Genomic DNA, 21406 nt, shown 5'->3' with positions numbered 1-21406 from the left:
CAAAATATATTTTGGAACCTTTTTTGTCTATTGCTGGAACTTTATCCTTTAATGAGCGATGATAGAGAATATATCGGTCAGATGAGGGATAGTTGATGCAGTAAAGTATATAATTGGGTTTATATGTTTTAATTTTATTTAATGAGGTTGTGTTGTTAGAGTTTTAAGTATATTATTTTGTTTACTGGTTTTTGATGTCTTTTTTATACTGTTAATCATTTACAGAGCTGTGTTTGTTACCAATAGTAGTTTTTGTTGTTAAGTATATGCCTAGCTAAGTTACTATTGAAGGGAAAAAGCTGTTTTAGTTGTAATTGGAAGGAACCAAACTGTGATGTAAGAAAACCGTGAAATATGTATTCTATGTAAGCTTGTTAGATAGGAATAATTGTAAAAAGTATTGGTTAGAGAATAAAGTTTAGGTAGGAGGAAAAAAGAAAAGCCGTCCATAAGGAAACGGACAGCTTTTCTTGAAATATATTTTAATTATTAGTAGGGACTGGAATTAGTAGTAGTAGCTGTATATAGTGTTACAGAAGGTACATTTGCCGAATTGGCATTAATCTCAGCCTGAGGATACAATAATCGTTGAGGTAATTCAGAAGCTCCTGATTTTATAGGTACCCCAAGTAGATTATCTGTACGTCGTACATCATTAAAAACTTCGAGCTGACCTGTTAGTGAAATATATCTTTCTTCAATAATTTCACGAAGTAATGCTGCATTTGCTGTGATATTATCTGTATTCTCAATCCCTCCTGGTGCAAAGTCGGTTGCTATATATGGCGCATACAATAATCCATAATCTTCTGGATAAGATGCATTAAGATTAGCTCCTGTATTATAGTAGGCTCGTAAGGTATTAAGTGCATCTAACGCATTGGCAAACTCGTTTTGTTTTGCATAGGCTTCCGCACGAATAAGCATATTTTCCTCAAAGGTTACCATTGGGAAAGATGTTACTGCTCCAAAAAAACCATCTTCATCAGGAGCATTGCCAAAATCTGAACTCCATAAATAGTTCACATCATAAAAACCATCATCTGGCAAATAATAGTAATTTAGACGTGCTTCTTCATTTGTTTTTGCATTATTACGGCTAATATCTGTATTAGCATCTAATAGTTGGGCTGCAAAGCCATTGCCTGCCATGTAGCCTGAACGGTCATACACAAGGAATGAGTAAAACAAGTTAAAAGTTTGTTGATAGCCATCACCATGTGGAGCTAGCATGTTGTCACTTGCAGAAGAAATTGCAAGAGCTGGATCACTATATTTTACTGCATTGGCATAGTCTTTAGTATGAAGATAATAACGTGCTTTTAAGGTATTGGCTACTTGTATCCATTTTTGTCCATCTCCATTAAAAAAGATGTCTGCGTTTTTAGGATCCGCCGCATTTGCCACTTCCTTTGCGAGGTTGATAATTGCTGAATCCAAAATAGCTTGTACACCAGCATATACTGTTGCCTGTGTATCGTATTTAGGTGTAGTAATGATAGGATATTGTAAAGCTTCACTATAAGGAACATCCCCAAATAAATCTGCGGCTAAACCTAGTGTCATAGCTTGCATTACCTGGGCAATGCCTAACGCCCTCATATTATTTACTGCTATAGATTTTTCTTTTATAAGATTCAGATTGGCAAGTACATTAGTATACATTGTAGTCCACTGGTTATTGAAATCACGGGCTGTAACTACATAATTGGAAAGAGGGACATACTGGCGGTCTTCTCCACTAAAGTGACCTGTCCACATTCCTGTAAGTCGATTCATATCTCCTTCATATACTCCGATGAGGTTTACCTGCGCTCCACTCAGATATTGTTTAATATCAATAACACTAGGATCTGTAATGTTGACAGGATCTATATCATAGCCATTGATTAATCCTTTACAACCATTAAGCATCAATACAAGGCTCATGACTCCCAGAAAGGCATATAGTTTTTTCATATAATTAAATAGTAAGTGCTAGTAGATAGATAAATGGAAGTGTGAGACACATTAATAGTTAATAGATAAGCTAAATATGAATGAACGGGTATTGGGATTCTGGAAATAGTCAATACCACGACCATTATTAGCTCCTGTTAAATTTGTTTCAGGGTCAATGCCATTATAGTCTGTCCATAGTGCTAAATTTCTACCTGTAAATCCCAATGTGATAGAAGAGAGTTTAGATTTTCTCCGGAACCCTTCAGTGTTTATTGTGTAGTTCAACGTGATTTCACGGAGACGAGCCCAACTGGCATCTTCAACAAATGGTGCATTTACGCCAAATCCTCCTCCAGAATTGCGATACCATGCTTCATCAAGGGCCACTGGGCCTCCTCCAAAGTCCCCGACAGTACCTCTGAATGTGTAACTACCGTCTGAATTTTGGCGCGCAATAATGCGATTGTTAGATGGATGGATACCATTCGCAATTGTTGCTCCATCAAATGTTTTAATTTGTGCTGCTTCAGTAGCTGAAACTGTAGTTTCTATTGCAGTGGCTTTGGCAGTACCATAATTCATCAGAGCACCACGGGTTCCATTCCACGTCTGATTACCAATACTGAAATCGAATAACGCATATAGGTTTAGTCCTTTGAAGCTGAATGTGTTCCCAATGCTGGCTCTGTAGTTGGGATTGGGATTGCCAATAACGCCAGAGCTAAGTGCAATGGTTGGATATCCATTGTTGTCTAACTGATAGCCACCGTTTTCATTCCTAGCGTAGTAAGTTCCCCATATTACGCCTACAGGTTGGCCTTTTACAGCAACAGAGGAACCATCCGTAAAACCACCTCCCGGTAGGAACACATACTCTACCCCACTTAGATCCACAACTTTATTGCGATACAATGACCATAGAAAGTTAGATGACCAGATAAATCCTCCTTTGTTAACCCACTCGGGTTGAATGGAGAACTCCAGTCCTTTATTTTCCATAGTTGCTGCATTCTTATATTGAGAGCTAAATCCAGATGTCGGAGCAAGATCAACAGGTAAAATTACATCAGTGTTACGATTATAATAAGCTGTACCACTTACTTGTACTTTATTGTTAAAGAATCGTAAATCGAACCCTACTTCAACTTCTTTCTTTTTTTCCGGTTTTAATTTGGGATTACCTGCTGTAGCTGACCGTTGATAGCCTCCTACACCATATTGGGCTCCATTTAAGGAACCTCCCCAGGTCTCTGTGAAAGATGTTGGGAAGTATTTGGTTAAGTTATAGTATGGAGGTGGTTCATTTCCTACTATACCAAAGCCTGCTCTTATCTTTCCAAAGCTTAATATATGATTATCACCTAATAACTTAGTGAACTGCCATGACGAGTTGATAGAGGGATAAAAGAACAAACTTTGTGCTTCTCTGCCAAAAGTAGAAGCTGCCTCTGCTCTTGCAGTTGCAGTAACAAATACCTGATTAAGAATTTCCAAATCTACTTGTGCAAATCCCGCGTTGGTTTTAACAGTGTTAGCATAATTAAAGGGATCTCTGTTTGATGGAGAAGTGTTGGATAAATTAGGTGGTGCATCTGGAACAATAAAGTTACGGGCCGTTGCACCTACATTATTGTATTGACGGCTATTGTAATTAAAACCTAAAAGGAGAGCACCTGTAAAGTTATCTGAGAATTTATGGTTTGCTCGTGCAAACAAATTAGCATTCCACTGACTTTCGCTAATAGTTTGCTCTGTGTACGCTCCTCCAATAGAGATTGCAGACTGAGCATTAACAAAGTCTGTGCGTCGGTCTGTATAAGTATCTACACCAACATTGGCACGTAGATTTAACCAGCTCAAAACATCATAGCTTAGTTCAATATTTCCCAAAATACGGTTTACAACTGTAAAGCTTTTGTTATGATCTATTGTCCATAGAGGGTTATCAAAGTAGCTGAGATTGTTTACATTGCCTAATGGATTTCTATATGAGATCTGCTGATTGGGGAAGATAGCTCCTTCTGCATCCTGGTAAGTACCTGTTGTATAATTATTGTTATAGTCAGGAGCCGTACGTAAACCTCCCAGAAATATACCTCCAAGATTAGAACCTTGTTGAGTTCGGTTTGAACGGACATTGGAATAGCTTACATTGGCCGTTGCTTTTACTTTGTCTGTAAGCTGAGTGACTACATTGATACGTGCCGTGTTGCGATTATAGTCGCTATTTCGTTTAACAATACCTTTTTGTGTTAGATTGGAATAGCTTGCGAAAAAGCTGGCTTTATTGTTGCCTCCACTAAGATTTATGGAGTTGTCTACATAATATCCAGTACGAAATACTTCTTTTCCATGATCATAAGTATCTTTAGAATTCTTTCCTCCATGCGGATTAGTGTTATTTCCTCCTGCTACTGCATAACGTGTAGTTCCATCCGGGAATGTAACAAATGGAACACCTTCTCCTGTATTGTAGGTGTCATTACCTCCTGTTCTATCTGCAATACGATCACCCCAACTGCGGGCATTATTATATGAAAACTTACCATTAAGGCCTTGTCCGAAATCTCTCTGTAATTCAGGAACTTTATTTACTTCATCTAATGATACTGTTCCTTTATAACCAATATTGATTTTTCCATTGCTATTCTGGCCTTTTTTGGTTGTGATTACAATAACACCATTTGCAGCACGGCTTCCCCACAAGGCTGCAGCTGAAGCACTAGGAAGTACTTCAACAGAAGCTATATCTGATGGATTTAAATCATTTAATCGTGATTGTTGCTGTACTCCATCTGTTTGATTACCACTACCTGCTTGGTTGCCATCATTACTGGATATATAACTGTTGAATATAGGAATGCCATCTATTACAATCAGAGGTTGGTTACTACCTGTAATTGAATTTTGTCCCCTTAACTGAATATAGGTTCCTGCTCCGGGATCACTACCATTACGGGTAATACTTACACCTGTTGCTTTACCTGCCAGACCATTTAACAATGATGTTTCACCTGACTGAACAACATTGTTTCCTTTGACGGTAGATACCGTAGTACCAAGTTTGTCTTTAGAGGTTTCTACTCCGATCGCATTGACTACAACTTCATTCAGTTGTCTTACATCTGTTTGCATCTGTACGTTAACGGTTGTGCGGCCGCCAACTTGTACTTCTTGCGTGGCAAATCCTATGAAGCTGAATGTTAATGTGGCATCTGAAGGAGCACTTATCTGAAAGTCTCCATTTGCATTGGAGGTTGTGCCTGTAGTCGTGCCTTTGACTATTACACTTACTCCTGGCAGAGGTGTGCCATCTGTGGCATCTGTAACTTTTCCTGTAATGGTTCGGTCTTGGGCAAAGAGTGCTCCAATCGACAGCAGGAATAACATAAGAAAGGATAAAAGTTTCTTCATAAAAAATAAGGTTTAGAAGTTTGTTATGTAATAAAATGAAGAAAATGTGTAAGTAAAAGTACCTGAATATGTTCATTCTTAAAAATTAATAGTGTAAAATTTTATTTTTTGTACGTTACTAAATTAGTATTGATGTAATTGTGTTGTTTTGGTTTAAAAAATTTTAATAATATGGTTTTTAACTAAAAAATATTCTGTTTTATGTTATGTATTGTGTTTTTATTATAAAATATACGACAAAAAATAAGATATTTCACCCATGATAGTTGGGAGAAATAATTTTGTTTAAGTCTGTTTTACCTAAATATATACTATCTATTTTCTTGTTGAGGTATAAAAAATATTATATATATATTTATTTTTTGTTTTTATAGGTTGTAAATGAGTTTATTAGCTCGATTATGCTATATGTCTTATTTTTAATGTTACTTTTGGTTTTTTATTTTAAGTGTTTGGGCGTAAATCTTTATGTAATATTTTCTACATTTCTTTCTTTTTGGCAAAGAGAAGAGATGTATTAATCAGAATAAGTAGCTAAGGAAATATTCAACATATTGGTGAGTTGAGAATGACAGAAGAGATTATACAAGTCAGTAAATTTTAAAAGCGATTATTTTGAAATACCTTTGCTGGTATGTATCCTAGTTTAGTTTTAAAATCTGGCCGAGATCGGTCGGTTAATAATCGTCATCCCTGGATATTTTCAGGAGGAGTAAAGCAACTGCCTAAGGCTGAGAATGGTGATATTGTGGAAGTACTGGATAACCAGGGAAATCGCCTGGCTTATGGATTTTACTCTCCCCAGAGTCAGATTATTTGTCGTTTGTTTGAATTCTCAAGTTTACCCATTGATTTTAGTCAGCCGGATTACTGGCATCAGAAAATTCAATCGGCCTATGAGATTCGCAAAAAGTATGTACTTACTGCCCAAACCAACTGTTGTCGGCTATTGCATGCAGAAGGAGATTTTCTTCCGGGAGTAATCGCCGATTTATATGATGATCTGGTCGTACTGCAGTTGTTAATTAAGGGTAGTGAGAAGATTGCTCCTCATATTATAGGTGGACTACAAAAAATAGGTGTCAGGTATATTTACCTGAAAAATAAACATAACCCAGGTTTTCGAGAGGAGGTAGTTCTTGAAAATGGATTTCTTACTTCTAATACACTTCAGGATTCAAAAGTTGTCCTTGAAAATGGGGTAAAATTTGCTATTGATTTTGAAAAAGGTCAGAAAACAGGTTTCTTTCTTGATCAACGAGACAATCGGGCTCTGTTACAGAACTACAGTCAGGGAAAAAAAGTGCTGAATGCGTTCAGTTATACAGGTGGATTCAGTATATATGCATTAGCAGGTGGAGCTTCTGAGGTGCACTCTGTAGATATTTCAAAGGATGCAGTCCAACTGGCAGATGAAAACAGTACCTTGAATTTTGGAAAGGATGTAATCCATAAAGCCATTGCAGAGGATTGTTTTGAATATTTGAAAAACACACAAGAAGAATATGATGTGATTGTACTGGACCCTCCCGCATTTGCTAAAAATGCGAAAGCTGTTCCCAATGCATCACGGGGGTATAAAGAACTAAATCTAAAAGGAATAAAAAAGATTAAACCAGGAGGAATTTTGTTTACATTCTCTTGTTCTCAAAATATAGATCGGGATTTATTTCGCAAGATTATCTTTTCGGCTGCGGCAGATGCTCATCGAAACGTTCGTATTTTACACCAGTTAACTCAACCTCTGGATCATCCGGTGAATATTTTTCATCCGGAAGGTGAGTACCTGAAAGGGCTTGTATTGCAGGTTGAGTAAATTTACTAACTAGTCTAGGAAATTTTTCTGTTTCATAAGACATTCTTATTGAGGAGCTTCATGTGATTATTTTTCTGAAATTGCATGAAGCTTTATGTATTTTTTTTATATTTATGTTTACCAGCCTGTAAATCTAATTATTAAAAGAACTTCTGCCTCACCCCGCTACTTTTAAAATCTTATGAAACTGCTTAGATCAACAACATCTATCACCTACGAAACTATTGCCTTTTGTGTATTACTTCTTATTCATCTGATTCCGCTTTTTACAGGAAAGTTCTTTCCTACTTCAGATGGAGCTGCGCACTTGTACAATGCTGAACTGATGAAAGACATGTTGATGGGAACATCTCCTATACATGTTGAGTTTTTGGAATGGAATATATATCCTGACCCCAATCGGTTTTCCCATGTATTCTTAACCACATTGCTGCTCGTTTTTCCGGATTATATTGCTGAAAAGATACTTCTGGCAACATACGTGATTCTGTTTGCTGTTTCTTTTCGCTATCTGATACGAAATATAAATTATAAGGCTACCTTCTTATCTGTATTTGCGTTTCCACTTGTCTATAATCTGTCTTTCTGGTATGGATTTTATAATTTTTGTTTCTCCCTTATCTTTTTCTTCCTATTTGTTGGGTATTGGTTGCGTACTCAATATAATTTTACTCTTAAGCGTACTATTGTATTGATATTCTTGACTTTATGTATGTATTTTTCGCATCCTGTTTCCTATGTCTTTTCTATTCTTTTTCTGGGGCTATGGATTGTTATGGATGCATTCCGGAGAAACAAGCCTGCAGATTATACACATACAGGGTATTGGAAGCGGGTATTTCTTTTGCAGATTCCAAAGCCTGACTGGACGTTCTTATTCCGGCAGACTGGTATGTCTGTGCTGATCTATGGGGTTACAGGTATTTTACTGCTAGTGTATGTTTTGCGCATTGGTGCATCTGCCTATTACTATCCAAGCAGTAAGCTTACACAGGTATTTCAACTAACACAACTGATGCCGCTTCAGTTTCTTGCACAGGATGAGACTCTTCTGCTGGGTATTCTATATCATGTGTTGTTTTGTTTACTCATTGTATGTGTAATCCGGTATCAGCGAATGAGCATTCTGCATTATGTAGTATTGTTTGGCTTACTGGCCGGCTTGGCGTTATATTACATTTTCGGGCCGGATGGTGCTGCTGGCGGAAGTGGAATGCACCCTCGCATCGGATTGTTCTTTTATATCTATGTGGTTATTTTTGCCGCTTTTTATGCCTGGAAGTTATCTACTCAGCGAATTGTCTATATGCTGGTAGCTTTGATTTCCATTACCTTGATGATTGTTCGTACAAAAGAGCTTCTTCGTTTACAATCTGTTTTTGATGAGATTATGACAGCACAAGAACATATACCTGCACATGCTGTTACGTTGCCATATTGTTTCTATCCGATAGATTCTACATTGGAACGTAATTTTCCAATAGACTACTATCCGCTAAAGCATTACAGTAATTATCTGTTATTAGGAAAGAAAGGAATCTCTTTGGATAACTATGAGGCACGCACTGGATATTTCCCATTGAACTGGAATCTGGATAAGATTGCAGATCCTGTACAGTTAAATCACCTGAATGATGTAATGTATGAAAAAGAGCATGTACGCTCTATTGAATTTCATGAAGAAATGATCGGACAGCCTGTCGACTATGTAACGCTGGTGGGTGTCCATGCTACAGATAAATCTTTGCACAAAGATGTTATGACAGAGTTGGAGGAAGAATTCGATCTGATCTATGAGTCTGATAATAGGATTGTTCACGTGTATAAGAAGAAGACATTAGGCAGGCCTATTGGATCTGTAATCTCTGCTCCTGGGAAAGAGAGACCTCTGGCAAAAAGAACCGAAGCTACTTTGGATTAGGCTTATATAACAACAAACCCTTTACTGGTTATAGTAAAGGGTTTGTTGTTATATAAGTATCTATTTAGTTAAATCGGTTGTTGGAGATAATTACCGAATAGTAATTGTATAACTTTTTTCTTCAACAGTAACGGTTACTTTACGGTCGCAATCACCATTGCCATAATTAACGATACGAGTGGCTACATCGACAGGAATTACTTCCAGAACACCACTTACAGGCACCCAGCCACTTGTAGGCAGACAGGAGGCTTTAAACACCAGTGGACTACTCACTACAACATTAAAATCAATATTATTTTGAGTAGTACCAGAAGCAGTACCTGTTATTGAGATCTCATCATCTGTAAAGTTGAGAGGAGTATTGTTGGTACTGTAGGCACGAGTACGGTTGCAGGACCAGGTAATGATCTTTCCAGAAGATTTGGTTATTACTAGGGAACTGATAATATTAGCCGTATAAACCCCATTGGATGGATCGTTGCTGAAAGTAATTGTTTTCGTTCCTTCGATCTTATTACCATTTACATAATAGTTATCAAATGTGATGACACGGGTAGCTCCTTTTATAGGGGCAATAGCTGTATAGGTAATGATGATTTTGCCTGTTCGGGTTCTTCCATCGCGTCCCTTGATACCAGTTGTTCCAAAATCAACTACAATTGTCCCTGTTGTATTTTGTCCTTTGGGAGTAATGGTTACAGTAGCTCCATAGTAGTTTTGTCCTGTTTCTGTCTGGCGCAGGCTGCTGCTATTGGTTTGCATTACTTCGTCTGAAATAGTCACAAGATCTTCCGATTCATTGAATCCGGTATTATTATCTTCAACCACCGGTTCTTCCGCCTGAACTTCATCATCTTTTTTACAGGATGTAATTACAAAAGTGCATGCCAAAAGGGCTGCAAACAGAATTTGAAATAGAAACTTTCTCATAGTTGGGAAAATAGTTAACGTGTTATATAAATGAGGAGTTTAAAATTTGTAAACCTACTACTTAGAAATACTTTCAATATAAAGGTTTAACCAGAGACGAAAAAGTTTTTTAGAAAGCGTGTTGTTGATTTTTGAAAAATGGTTCTTTCTTCTTTTTTTGTTAGGACAAGTAAACGTAAAGGAATATAATAAATTGATTTACAGGTTTCTTACTCTTCTATATAAACGAATTTGCTGACAATCAGGTATAAACAGAAAGTAACAAAAGCTATATTAGTCTTATAGGATAGCTGAATCGAAATATATTTTCGGAATCTCTGTTTGCTGAAAGACTTGATTAATTACTAATCTGATAAAGATAACACCTGAACTGGCTGCATAGGTCTTAATTAAAAAAGATATACTATTTTTACCGGGTTCGATTAGAAAGTACTAATTTCCCGAACTACACAGATTCTTATAACCAACTAACTTTGTATGAAAGCTCAGAACATTTTAGAAACGATTGGCGGAACTCCTCATGTACGCATTAATCGATTGTTTGCTCACCGGAATGTGGAGGTATGGATGAAGTTGGAACGTTCCAATCCGGGGGGAAGTATTAAAGATAGAATTGCTCTTTCCATGATAGAAGATGCTGAGCGACGTGGAATTCTTGAGCCTGATAGTGTAATTGTAGAACCTACCTCTGGTAATACAGGTGTAGGGCTGGCAATGGTGGCAGCTGTAAAAGGATATAAACTGATTCTGGTTATGCCTGAATCAATGTCTGTAGAACGCAGACGACTGATGTCAGCATATGGGGCATTGTTTGAATTGACGCCTCGTGAGAAAGGAATGAGAGGAGCAATCGAAAAGGCTCAGGAAATTGTAAACTCAAATCCGAAGGCATGGATGCCTAGTCAGTTTGAAAATCCTGCTAACATCGAGATTCATAAGCAGACTACTGCTCAGGAGATAGTAAAGGACTTTCCGGAAGGTATTGACTTCCTGATCTCAGGTGTAGGAACTGGAGGGCATATCACAGGGTGCGATGAAGTACTTAAAGCGCACTTTCCTAAATTAAAATCCTATGCAGTTGAGCCTTCTGCTTCTCCTGTAATTAGTGGTGGTCAGCCAAGTCCACACCCTATTCAGGGTATTGGAGCTGGCTTTATTCCTAAAAACCTTCACAAAGAAAATCTGAATGGGGTAATCCAGGTATCTAAAGAAGATGCTTTTGACTATACAATTCGGGCTGCAAAAGAAGAAGGGATATTTATTGGTATTTCGTCCGGAGCCTCTCTGGCGGCTGTAGCTAAGAAGTTGCCAGATATTCCGGATGGATCACGTGTATTGACGTTCTGCTATGATACTGGCGAACGATATTTGTCTATTGAAGGCTTGTTTGTATAAATGTATTGTTGACAAAACTTCAAAAGAAAACCCTGTCAATCTCATTCTGACAGGGTTTTCTTTTCATCGGGTAGAAATGTATTATCCGCCTTGTGCGTCAAGATATTTTAGAATAGCATCAATATCTTCATTCGCCAGATCAGGAAATGACTGCATAGGAATCTTATTGAATTTATTGAAAATCTGATTTCCATAAGCATCTCCGGAAGCAACAACAGCTGAAGAGTTATGAATCCACTTGTATAACCAATCTTTACTTGGCGCTCGTTTGGAAATACCTTTTAGTCCCGGACCTACCACTACATCGTCACCTGCACTATGACAAGCTGCACAGTTATTCTTAAATAGAGATTCGCCCTTTTGCGCTACAGCATCTAATGCTGCTGGAGCAGGAGCAGTTGTTTCAGTTCCAGAAGTACCTGGTGCTGGTTTTGCTGCTACTGGCGCTTCAGGTTTATAGCTGATAATCAAAGCTGCTCCAGTAATAAACACCACAAGCAATGCAATCAAGAGCACTCCTAAGGCAATTTGTAATCGTTTAATGGTCTCTTCCATAAAAAAGGTATGGTTGGTAATAGTATAGTTAGCTAGCGCGAAAATAATTTATTCTTTCCAATAATAAACATGCCTGTATAAAACAACCAGAATTTATTTAGTGAACAGGTTGTAGAGTGTCTGTTTGAGTCGAATCACTTTTGAGCCGATCTTCAATCCGTTCCTGTAATTGCCCTTTTCGTCCAGGCAATGTAGTTACTGAAAAGATATGAATGGTAAAGCCAATGACAGCCAGTACAAACAGGCCACTCACTATCAAAAATATCTTCTTGTTCTTATTCATGATAAAAATCTATTCCATTGTTTGGTATACCCACGACAGATTATTTGCCTAGTTCTTGGGAGCGTTTGAATGCACTGTTAATGGCTTCCTTTACATCTTCTTCTACCCGGTTTTCCAGAAATACTTTTAGTGCCGCTTCGGTAGTACCTCCTTTGGATGCAACCTTTTTGATCCAGTCCTCACAGGAAATTGTGTTCCGGTTCTGAAGGTGTACTGATCCCATGAAAGTTTGATTTACCAATAGTTCTGCCTGAGCTGGGGTAAAGCCTAACTCAATACCTGCCTTAATCATGGCATTCATGAAATAGTATACGTAGGCAGGGCCACTTCCGGAAACAGCTGTTGCAGAGTCAAGGAGTCCTTCATCTTCTACATACATAGCTTTACCTGTGGTGTTGAGCAGGTTTTGAATGATAAACAATTCTTTCCGATCCAGTTCCGGACTACAGCTAAATACAGTCATTCCCATTCCAATCTGAGAGGGTAGATTAGGCATAGCACGTACTAGTTTGGGAATGCCCAGCGAAGTATGTAGTGTTTGAATGCTTACGCCTGCCATCACAGAGAGTACAATTTGCTCGGAATTCAAAAAAGGACGTATGGTTGGTGCTACAGTACTATAATCTTGAGGCTTTACAGAAACAATAATGATATCAGCCTGCCGGATGAAATCACCTGCTGAACGAAAGATATTATAATCCGGAATTTCTGGTAATCGGGTACGACCAGCATCGCTACGAATGAGTAACTGCATTTGATCTGGGGTGGCAAAGTGGGATGCAAGCAGACTCTTGGCATAGGTGGTTCCCATGTTTCCGGCACCAATGATAAGGATATTCATGGTATAAAGTAGGACAGATAGATTGAGTAGGAGGTAGATAGTTGCTAAACAGAACCAGACTCGTTAATGAAGGGAATCTGGTTCTATTGTTGGGTACTAGCTGTTTTTGCTTAGCAGAAATTCCTTAAACAGTTGATAGTCATCAGGCAAAGGAATCGATTTCTTCGGTTTGTCAAGCAACACTGCCAGAGATTCCGGAACAGGCGGTTGTTGTCCTGTTACTTCTGTGACAGATTCCGAGAATTTAACGGGATGAGCTGTTGCCAATACTACACCTGGTACATTTTCTGCTTCTTTCTGGTATTTTTTTAATGCCAGATAACCTACTGCTCCATGAGGATCTATCAGATAGTTATAGGTCTTATATACTTCTTCAATGGCTTTGCGGGTTTCTGCATCCGAGAATCGAAAGCCTGTAATGCGCTGTTTCATGGTTTCCCAGGAATCTCCGAAAATTTCACGCATACGGGCAAAATTACTTGGATCGCCTACATCCATCGCACTGGAAAGGGTAGATACAGACGGTTTGGCAGTATAGTGTGCCGTTTCAAGATATACAGGTACTGTATCGTTAGCATTAGATGCTGCCACAAAGTGATGAATAGGTAAGCCCATTTTCCATGAAAATAAACCAGCCGTTAGGTTGCCATAGTTTCCACTAGGAATAGAAAATACAAATGGTCCTTTGTATTTTTTAGTAAACTGCTGGTATGCATAGAAATAATAAAAGCTTTGAGGCAGTAAACGGGCAATATTAATAGAGTTGGCCGAGGTCAGATATAATTTTTCCCGTAGGGCCGTATCTGCAAAGGCCGTTTTAACAAGGCGCTGACAGTCATCAAATGTTCCGGTAACTTCCAGAGCGGTAATATTCTTGCCTAGTGTACAGAATTGGGCTTCCTGTACCTGACTTACCTTACCGGATGGGTACAACACCACTACTTCTACACCAGGCACCTGATAGAAACCTTGTGCTACAGCACTTCCGGTATCTCCTGAAGTAGCAGCCAGGACAATTACTTTCTTGGTCTCATTCTTGAGTAAGTGAGACATAATACGTGACATAAAGCGGGCTCCTACATCTTTAAATGCCAGAGTAGGACCATGAAACAACTCCAGTATATGGGTTTGTGCATCAAGCTCATTCAGAGGGATTTCAAAGTTCAGCGCTTCTTCACAAATCTGGCGTAAGTCTGATTCGGTAATTTCGTCACCAACAAAGTTTCTGGCTATTTCGAAGCCTATTTCCGGAAGAGATAAAGAAGGAAGTTTTGTGAAAAAGTCAGGGGATAATGCAGGTATTGTCTCAGGCATAAACAATCCCTTGTCAGCAGCTAATCCTTCAATAACCGCATGGGCAAACGATGTAGCAGGGACCTGACGGTTGGTACTAAAATATTTCATGATCAATGGGCAAGAGAAAATAAGGATAAATGCATAAATATTTCTTTGAAAGAAACTGTAGTGTGTTGTTGATGATCAGTCCGCAAAAATAGTATCTTTTCTTTTGAAGATCCCTTTTTAACAAAAAAACCACAGGAAATAAATCCTGTGGAGTAGAAAAATAGAGTTTCCTGACTATAAAATAAATCAGAAGTCCGCAATGCTATTATGTATTAGGCTCTGATTTTGTTCCGGATTTGCTGGATTTACCTTTGGCTTTTAGATCTTTCAAACGTTTTTTCTGTTGTTTTTTCAATGCTCTCCGCATTTCATACAAAGCTCTGCACTTCACCGCTTCTCCAAAAAAGGCAAGTCCTGAACAGAAGATAACCAGACTTATCGTTCCCATTACTACCCATCGGATAGTTGGTGATCCACTATGCATCAGGTGTGAAGTTTCGCTTACCAGGCACAAACCAAAGCCACATAAGGCCAGTCCAAGTGGAGCAAACACTTGCCAGCGTTTATATAATGACCATTTCTGCTGCTTATAGGGAGCTTTTTTCTCTGGTAAATACATAAGGTTTCAAATGCCGAAAAATGAACCGCAAAAATAGAAGATACACCCCAGAATTGAAAGTTAATCAGGCATAGAAAATGGAATAATAAGCTTTATTGTAGTCCCTTTGGCCGGATATGTTTCAATATGCAAATCTCCTCCCAGATTCCGGGCTCTGCGCTGCATGTTATCCAGCCCATTTCCCTTGCGTATATTCTGTATATCAAAGCCTATTCCGTTATCACTGACACTTAAAATAAGTTCTTCATTCATGTGCTGAATACTGATGGTTACTTGCTGTGCTTTGGCATATTTGGCAACATTATTCACAGCTTCTTTGAATATAAGGTAAAAGTCATATTGATATTCTGGCGAAAAGGTAAAATTAGCGAGAGTAGAGTCAATATGAAAGGAATATTCAATCTCCTGAGTTTCGAATACTTGTGCTGTAAACTCCTGCATCCGCAAGGTAATGCTGGCAAAAGAGTTCTTATCTGGACGGGTAGTCCAGACTATGTCACTCATAGCATCCTGTACTTTTATAGAGCTACTACTGATTTTTTCGATCAGTTCCTTTACTGTTTCTGGTCGTTGTTGTAACCGATCCTGTGCTACCTGACTCAGAATAGCAATACTACTTAGAGTAGAGCCAATGTCGTCATGCAGGTCACGGGCAATGCGACTCCGCATCTGCTCATTCATTTTTAGGTGTTTGATGACTTCGTTTTGGGCTGCTTCATTTTCTCTACGGTATTTATTAATCTGAAACGCTATCGCGAACGATAACAGAATTACTTCAAGGGCAGATCCAATCTGCATGGCATTACGGGTAATGTGATTGCTGGGCAGGATATTGGATAATTGTAATACAAATATCGCGGCGCTGATAAGGAGTAATGCCCAGATCGCTGTAAAGAAAATTCCAAGCTTATAACCTTTATACCCGATGATAATGCCTAAAAAGAACAGATAGATCGTAATAGCTAGAGCCGCTCCATGTAATAGTGTAATGCCTTCACTTCGTAAAGGCGTTAGCGTCAGGATAAAACCTGCCACGACAGGAGTTAATAAGGCCCATTTGATCCATCTTGTAACAGGTAATCGATATTCAGCATACAGGAAGCCATTGACAAATAAAATGGCAAACACAAAGGTCCCTGTTATAAAAAAGGAAGTATATCGGTTAAACCAAACAGCATCAGGCCAGAGATATTCATGAGCCAATCCTTTTTGATAACTGAAAAAAGCAGTAAAAAACAGCACATATAGGAAATAATACACATAGGTACGGCTGCCAAAAAGATAAGAGATATAGAAGTTGAAAATTGCAACTGCAAGCATAAGTCCAAAATACATACCCTGAATGAGATCATTGGTATGATTGTATTCAAAGAAAGTATGCAAAGAAGCTACTTTAACTGGAATTACTAAGGGTAAGGAGTTTTGAACACGCAGATAGTAAGTATTGGTTTGCTGAGGAGGTAGGTTCAGGTCAAACAGAAAGAAATTGGTATGAAATACACGATTGAGAAAGGGAGTATAAATGCCGGATCGGGTAAGTATAGAATAGGGTTCGGCTGTATTAACGGTTTTATATAAAGTGATACTGTCTATAACTGGCTCTGAAATTTCCAGGAAAAGGTTGTCAGGAGTTTGATTTTGTAAGGTGAATCGTAACCATATCACAGACTTGCTTACACCAAAGTTGACAATCTTCTGTGTGTTTACTATAAATCGCTTCTTTTGTACCTCATCAATAGTTAGTTGGGTTGTAATATCTTCATACACTTCAATGGAAGGGCTAATGTCAAAGAAGTCTTTTTTGTCTTTTAGTATGGCCGTTGATTGAGCATGTACAATTTCTAGGGTATACCAAAACAGAATAAGCCAGATACTAAATTTCATATAAAGGGACGGAGTTTCTGCAAAATACTAATTTACAGTAATTTGTGGACAAAGTTATAGGCCATTTTTCGATTTACGACAATAGTACCAGGTAAAATAAGGTATAAAAAAAGTCCCTACCTATGAGGGTAAGGACTTCGTATCTCTCTGCTGACAAGAAGTTAAGTTGTTACAGTTGCCTGTACAAATCGCTTGATATCACCACAGGCAATATAGGATTTGCCATCCGAAGCGGTATTTACTTCGTCTACTACATATAAGGTTCCTTCTTCTCGAATGGAACGGGGGAAACGCATATTCCAGGTAGATTCGTAGCCGTCCGATACTACCCGTGCCCGTAGTTTGCTACCATCTTTTACACATTGCACCAGTACACCATCTCCTACCTGATCAGTTGTTTCCAGATCCGCAGCTGTAGGAGCCCCGGCTGATGCTTTGCCATTACTGCTCTTACGTGTACGTGTTGCAGAAGCAAAAGTATCTACTTCACCTGCTTTGGCATAGCGGTTAATTTCTCCTTTCACCCGATAAAAAGAACCATCACTGGACAGTTCGAGTCCTTCTACTACGTAGCGGGCGTTTTCTGCACGAATAGCTCTTGGAAACTGTACATTCTTGTCCTGATCATATGCATCAGACAATACTTTGATACGTAATTTGCCACCTTCACGCACACATTGCAGTTCCACGCCTGTGCCTACTTCTGTTACTACTTTCAGTGCCTTCACCTCTTCTCCTGCAGATACACCCCGGCTACCCAGATCTGCCCGGTTACGGTTACGTGCCTGGTATGACTGATCCAGTAGTTCCTTACGGCCTTCATTGCCTAGTGCTTTTTGCGCCATCCGGCTGGCAAAGTATTCGAGCTGCTCTATTTCCTCTGCAATTTCAAAATGCTCATGGAGGCCTTTTTCCTGTAACTCACGAATCAATGTACGTAATATCTGTTCTGCATCCGCATTGTGTCCAGATTCCAGTAGCTCCAAGGCAGATTCTTTGGCTTTGGCAATTTTCAGTCTGTTTATCTCAATGAGAATGCCACTAGAAGGAGCCAGAGCAGATTCTTCCTGAGTTCCTACCTGTGCTGTAATGTCTATTTGTCCATTTATTTGCTGGATAGCTCCATTCTGCACAACTTCTGCTGTAAATGTTAGCTTACCAATTGGCAATGTTCCTTTGGAAACTTCTGGTAAGGTAAGTGTTAGACCTAGTAATTTGTCTTCCCCTGTATAAATATCACCTAAGGTCAGAATGGTTTGTCCATTGGCAGAGGTTTGGGTTTTGGCAATACTGAGCACATCAGACAATTGTATTCCGGAGGCCAGTTCCAGTGTAGCAGAAAGATTTTGTGCTACAACCGATTTTAAGCTATCCAGCTCAAAGGTAAATACATCTGAGGCCTCATCCATACTCTGAATAAAGTAGAAGTTACCTGTAGCTGCCTGAGCCATGCCTATAAGTAAATCTTCATTGAATCCCCGTCCAAAACCAAGGGTGGTGGTAGTAATACCTTCTGATGCTTTCTTGCCGGCTGTTGCCATCAAACTTTTGGGATCAGTAATACCCATATTGGCATGCCCGTCTGTAAGAAGCAGAACACGGTTTACTTTCTGAGGATCGTAATTAGCCTTTATGTGTTCGCAGCCTTGTAACCAGCCGCCAGACAGATTGGTGATACCGCCGGCACGTACTTTATGAATCAGCGTTTTAACAGCTTCTTTGTCTGTGACTGGCTGCGGTCCAAAAATGGTATTTACATTGTCGTCATATACCACGATGGAAATAATATCGCCGGGTTCCAGTTTGTTGACAACTGCTTCAGCGGCTTTGAGAGCATGTTGCAAAGGAGCACCAGCCATAGATCCTGACCGATCTATAACCAGTGAAAGATTTAGATTGCGGCGCGCTGCCTGTGGCAGATCAGATTGAAAACGGATGAGCAAGTCAGTGGGCTGGCTAATGCCTTCCGGTAAAATGGTTTGAGAAAAACTGTAGCTGGGTTTGAGCATAAGATTGGGTATAATAGATTGAGGTTAGCTGGTAATACTATCTTTGATCTTAACAATACTAAATATTGTTCAATTAATTAATTCCTGCCAGGCTATATTGCCAGGTGCGAGGTAATATAAAAATGCAAGTCACACAAAATCCGATGAAAGAAGAAAGTTTGGGAATTTAGTTACATCGATACTAAGCGTTATTGTCAGACTATGTAAGTGTGTGCAGCTAAAGTTAGAAAAAAAAGATATTTCATTGATAAATAAAATACGAATAATTGATAGAGATAAGGGATGTTTTTTGAAAAGTAGCAAACCTATACAGCAAGTAAAACAGTTTTTTACTTACATGATTTTAAGAAATATACAGCATGTATGATAGAATGCTGATTTACAGAGTTAAGCATCAACATAAGACTTGTCTGCACTTTCAGAATGAAACTATGGGAGGGGATATTTATACAGGCATGCTTTTTTCCTTTTAATGTGACAGGTTAAATATGATGCATTATTAACTAATGTTATGAAAGTGAAAAAGAAATATATCATACTACTTTCCATAGTGGGAGTATTGATAGTGGCAAGGTTATTATTGCCTTATTTTGTGACCCGATATGTAAACAAGGTCCTGGCGGATATTCCCGGCTACTGGGGAAAAATTGATGATGTAGATATACATCTTTACAGAGGTGCCTATCAGGTACAGGGAATGAAACTTTTTAAAGTGGAAGGAAATCAACGGGTTCCATTTCTGGATTTTCCGGTTGTAGATCTATCAGTATACTGGGATGCTATATTCAAAGGAGAGATTGCCGGAAAGGTGGCATTTGACAAACCCGTAATCAACTTTATTGGAGGTAGCAGTGAAGAAAAAAATCAGAGTGGTAAGGATATTGACTGGACCAAACCATTAAAAGAACTAATGCCTTTGCAAATAGATCAGTTGATTGTACGGAAGGGAGCCATCACCTTCAATGATTTCACCACCCGACCTAAGGTAGATCTGTCTATGAAAGATGTAAATATGACAGCTACTAACTTAAGTAATGCTCAGCATAAGTCTGAAACACTGCCTTCAGATGTAAAGCTGACAGCTAATTCGATTGGGAATGGAAAGCTTAACATCTTAATGAAGATTGATGTACTGAAGCCAATGCCTGACTTTGATATGAATTTGAAATTTGAAGATGTCAATATTCCAGCTTTAAATGATTTTTTCAAAGCATATGCAAAAGTGGATCTGGAAAGGGGCAACTTTAATCTTTATAGTGAACTGGCTTTACGGGAAGGTGCTATCACCGGATATGTGAAACCCATAGCTCGCGACCTGAAGTTTATTGACTGGAAAGACAAAGAGGAGACCAAAAATGTGGGCCATCTGCTTTGGGAAGGTATCGCCGGCTTGGTAGCAACAATCTTCAAGAACCATCCCAATGATCAATTGGCAACGGTAGTGCCTGTTTCAGGTACTCTCTCCAAAACTGATATTAATACATGGAAAACCGTGGTGAATATACTTCACAATGCATTTATTAAAGCATTGCCTATGGAAACCGATGGCACGGTAACCTTCGCTGATGCCATTGCTGCTTATCGGGAACAGATGGTAAAGGGAGATAAAGAAAGTGAGAAGGATAACAAAAAAGAGGAGAGAGCCAAGAAGAAGGAAGAGCGTAAAGAAAAAAGAGAGGAGAGAAAAGAAGAACGAAAAGCAAAACGTGAACGAAATAAAGAACAAAATAGTGTGAGTGAATAAAGTGCTTGCAATGTTTACTAACAAGTGTCTGGCACTTTGGATCATCCATGTGCCAGACACTATTTTTTTTGATACTACCAATTTTGCTCCTTTAGTAAAGAAATTTTGAGACAAGTCAGGATAAACAAAACATGCGGTCACTTTGGTAGCTAACAAACCCTTTGATTGTAACGAAAGATTCAACAAGTATGAAAATGTTTTATGCTGTATTTGGGGAAGGAAAAGACCTGAGTGTAGTGCAGATGAGTTGTCGGGCTATTATTGTATTTCTGATTGCATATGGCTTAATCCGTGTATCCGGAAGAAGATCCTTCGCCATTCATACGCCTGTTGATAATATTGTGGTCATATTGCTGGGTGCTATTCTGAGCCGTGCGGTGGTTGGTGCTTCTCCTTTTATACCTGTAGTTTGTGCCAGTCTGACACTGGTATTATTGCACCGGATTTTTGGATGGTTTATGGCACATAATACCCGTTTGGGTAGATGGATAGAAAGCCGGAAAATTATTTTGTATCAGGATGCCCGGTTTATAGAAGAGAATATGAAAAAGGCGCTAGTTCGAAAAGAAGATATTATGCAGGGAATCCGGCAGGCTATCCATACTGAGGATTTAACGAAAATTGATAAAATATACATTGAAGGAAATGGGAAGATCAGTATACTTATAAAAGAAGTCTAAAAACAGGAAGCTAAACTTTGAGTTTTA

At 38.8% G+C, this 21406-nt stretch carries 15 protein-coding genes; 5 read left to right on the top strand and 10 right to left on the bottom strand.

The features are described 5' to 3' along the window. Positions 1-489 precede the first annotated feature (489 nt). Both QNI22_RS11625 and QNI22_RS11620 read right to left on the bottom strand, forming a co-directional pair. Positions 490-1959 (bottom strand): SusD/RagB family nutrient-binding outer membrane lipoprotein, encoded by a 1470-nt coding sequence (locus tag QNI22_RS11625; protein ID WP_314510805.1) that lies wholly within the window; start codon positions 1957-1959, stop codon positions 490-492. Between the two features lie 51 nt (positions 1960-2010). Next, positions 2011-5355: a SusC/RagA family TonB-linked outer membrane protein gene (locus QNI22_RS11620; RefSeq protein WP_314510804.1), complete on the bottom strand. Its 3345-nt coding sequence runs from the start codon at positions 5353-5355 to the stop codon at positions 2011-2013. A gap of 634 nt (positions 5356-5989) precedes the next feature. On the opposite strand from QNI22_RS11620, the gene QNI22_RS11615 reads away from it, so the two are divergent. Together QNI22_RS11615 and QNI22_RS11610 are read left to right on the top strand one after the other, a co-directional pair. After that, positions 5990-7171 (top strand): class I SAM-dependent rRNA methyltransferase, encoded by a 1182-nt coding sequence (locus QNI22_RS11615; protein ID WP_314510803.1) that lies wholly within the window; start codon positions 5990-5992, stop codon positions 7169-7171. Between the two features lie 181 nt (positions 7172-7352). Continuing rightward, positions 7353-9092, top strand: coding sequence for a hypothetical protein (locus QNI22_RS11610; protein ID WP_314510802.1), 1740 nt, complete (start codon positions 7353-7355; stop codon positions 9090-9092). A gap of 90 nt (positions 9093-9182) precedes the next feature. Here QNI22_RS11610 and QNI22_RS11605 read toward each other — a convergent pair whose 3' ends face one another. Continuing rightward, the gene (locus tag QNI22_RS11605; protein WP_314510801.1) at positions 9183-10025 is read right to left on the bottom strand and encodes a hypothetical protein; all 843 of its coding nucleotides are present in this window, start codon (positions 10023-10025) and stop codon (positions 9183-9185) included. A gap of 477 nt (positions 10026-10502) precedes the next feature. Here QNI22_RS11605 and cysK point away from each other — a divergent pair, with 477 nt between their 5' ends. Further along, positions 10503-11420, top strand: a complete 918-nt coding sequence (gene cysK / locus QNI22_RS11600) for a cysteine synthase A (protein WP_314510800.1) — start codon at positions 10503-10505, stop codon at positions 11418-11420. An 81-nt stretch (positions 11421-11501) separates the two neighbouring features. Here the strand turns inward: cysK and QNI22_RS11595 are convergent, their stop codons facing one another. The 7 genes from QNI22_RS11595 to QNI22_RS11565 form a co-directional block, all read right to left on the bottom strand. Continuing rightward, positions 11502-11975 carry a c-type cytochrome gene (locus QNI22_RS11595; RefSeq protein ID WP_314510799.1) on the bottom strand — a complete coding sequence of 158 codons (474 nt, stop codon included), beginning with the start codon at positions 11973-11975 and terminating at the stop codon, positions 11502-11504. A gap of 97 nt (positions 11976-12072) precedes the next feature. Beyond that, positions 12073-12258, bottom strand: a complete 186-nt coding sequence (locus tag QNI22_RS11590) for a hypothetical protein (protein ID WP_313976321.1) — start codon at positions 12256-12258, stop codon at positions 12073-12075. A 40-nt stretch (positions 12259-12298) separates the two neighbouring features. Further along, positions 12299-13099: a pyrroline-5-carboxylate reductase gene (gene proC / locus QNI22_RS11585; RefSeq protein WP_314510798.1), complete on the bottom strand. Its 801-nt coding sequence runs from the start codon at positions 13097-13099 to the stop codon at positions 12299-12301. A 96-nt stretch (positions 13100-13195) separates the two neighbouring features. Beyond that, positions 13196-14503, bottom strand: a complete 1308-nt coding sequence (gene thrC, locus QNI22_RS11580; protein ID WP_314510797.1) for a threonine synthase — start codon at positions 14501-14503, stop codon at positions 13196-13198. A gap of 205 nt (positions 14504-14708) precedes the next feature. Next, positions 14709-15062: a hypothetical protein gene (locus QNI22_RS11575; protein WP_314510796.1), complete on the bottom strand. Its 354-nt coding sequence runs from the start codon at positions 15060-15062 to the stop codon at positions 14709-14711. 60 nt (positions 15063-15122) lie between these two features. After that, positions 15123-16946, bottom strand: a complete 1824-nt coding sequence (locus QNI22_RS11570) for a sensor histidine kinase (protein ID WP_314510795.1) — start codon at positions 16944-16946, stop codon at positions 15123-15125. Between the two features lie 161 nt (positions 16947-17107). Continuing rightward, positions 17108-18955, bottom strand: coding sequence for a vWA domain-containing protein (locus QNI22_RS11565; RefSeq protein WP_314510794.1), 1848 nt, complete (start codon positions 18953-18955; stop codon positions 17108-17110). A 511-nt stretch (positions 18956-19466) separates the two neighbouring features. On the opposite strand from QNI22_RS11565, the gene QNI22_RS11560 reads away from it, so the two are divergent. Then, positions 19467-20699, top strand: coding sequence for a DUF748 domain-containing protein (locus tag QNI22_RS11560; protein ID WP_314510793.1), 1233 nt, complete (start codon positions 19467-19469; stop codon positions 20697-20699). A gap of 188 nt (positions 20700-20887) precedes the next feature. Further along, positions 20888-21379 carry a DUF421 domain-containing protein gene (locus QNI22_RS11555; RefSeq protein WP_314510792.1) on the top strand — a complete coding sequence of 164 codons (492 nt, stop codon included), beginning with the start codon at positions 20888-20890 and terminating at the stop codon, positions 21377-21379. The last annotated feature ends 27 nt before the right edge of the window (positions 21380-21406 follow it).

Origin of the sequence: Xanthocytophaga agilis, from assembly GCF_030068605.1 — a bacterium.
In the GTDB taxonomy this organism is placed as follows: Bacteria; Bacteroidota; Bacteroidia; order Cytophagales; family 172606-1; genus Xanthocytophaga; species Xanthocytophaga agilis.
This window is presented reverse-complemented; position numbering and strand designations above follow the sequence as displayed.

Coding starts and splice junctions, on each gene's coding strand:
- QNI22_RS11605 (WP_314510801.1), bottom strand. CDS start 10,025: ATGAGAAAGTTTCTATTTCAAATTCTGTTTGCAGCCCTTTTGGCATGC.
- QNI22_RS11565 (WP_314510794.1), bottom strand. CDS start 18,955: ATGCTCAAACCCAGCTACAGTTTTTCTCAAACCATTTTACCGGAAGGC.
- QNI22_RS11575 (WP_314510796.1), bottom strand. CDS start 15,062: ATGTATTTACCAGAGAAAAAAGCTCCCTATAAGCAGCAGAAATGGTCA.
- QNI22_RS11595 (WP_314510799.1), bottom strand. CDS start 11,975: ATGGAAGAGACCATTAAACGATTACAAATTGCCTTAGGAGTGCTCTTG.
- QNI22_RS11590 (WP_313976321.1), bottom strand. CDS start 12,258: ATGAATAAGAACAAGAAGATATTTTTGATAGTGAGTGGCCTGTTTGTA.
- thrC (WP_314510797.1), bottom strand. CDS start 14,503: ATGAAATATTTTAGTACCAACCGTCAGGTCCCTGCTACATCGTTTGCC.
- QNI22_RS11625 (WP_314510805.1), bottom strand. CDS start 1,959: ATGAAAAAACTATATGCCTTTCTGGGAGTCATGAGCCTTGTATTGATG.
- QNI22_RS11610 (WP_314510802.1), top strand. CDS start 7,353: ATGAAACTGCTTAGATCAACAACATCTATCACCTACGAAACTATTGCC.
- QNI22_RS11570 (WP_314510795.1), bottom strand. CDS start 16,946: ATGAAATTTAGTATCTGGCTTATTCTGTTTTGGTATACCCTAGAAATT.
- QNI22_RS11555 (WP_314510792.1), top strand. CDS start 20,888: ATGAAAATGTTTTATGCTGTATTTGGGGAAGGAAAAGACCTGAGTGTA.
- QNI22_RS11620 (WP_314510804.1), bottom strand. CDS start 5,355: ATGAAGAAACTTTTATCCTTTCTTATGTTATTCCTGCTGTCGATTGGA.
- cysK (WP_314510800.1), top strand. CDS start 10,503: ATGAAAGCTCAGAACATTTTAGAAACGATTGGCGGAACTCCTCATGTA.
- proC (WP_314510798.1), bottom strand. CDS start 13,099: ATGAATATCCTTATCATTGGTGCCGGAAACATGGGAACCACCTATGCC.
- QNI22_RS11560 (WP_314510793.1), top strand. CDS start 19,467: ATGAAAGTGAAAAAGAAATATATCATACTACTTTCCATAGTGGGAGTA.
- QNI22_RS11615 (WP_314510803.1), top strand. CDS start 5,990: ATGTATCCTAGTTTAGTTTTAAAATCTGGCCGAGATCGGTCGGTTAAT.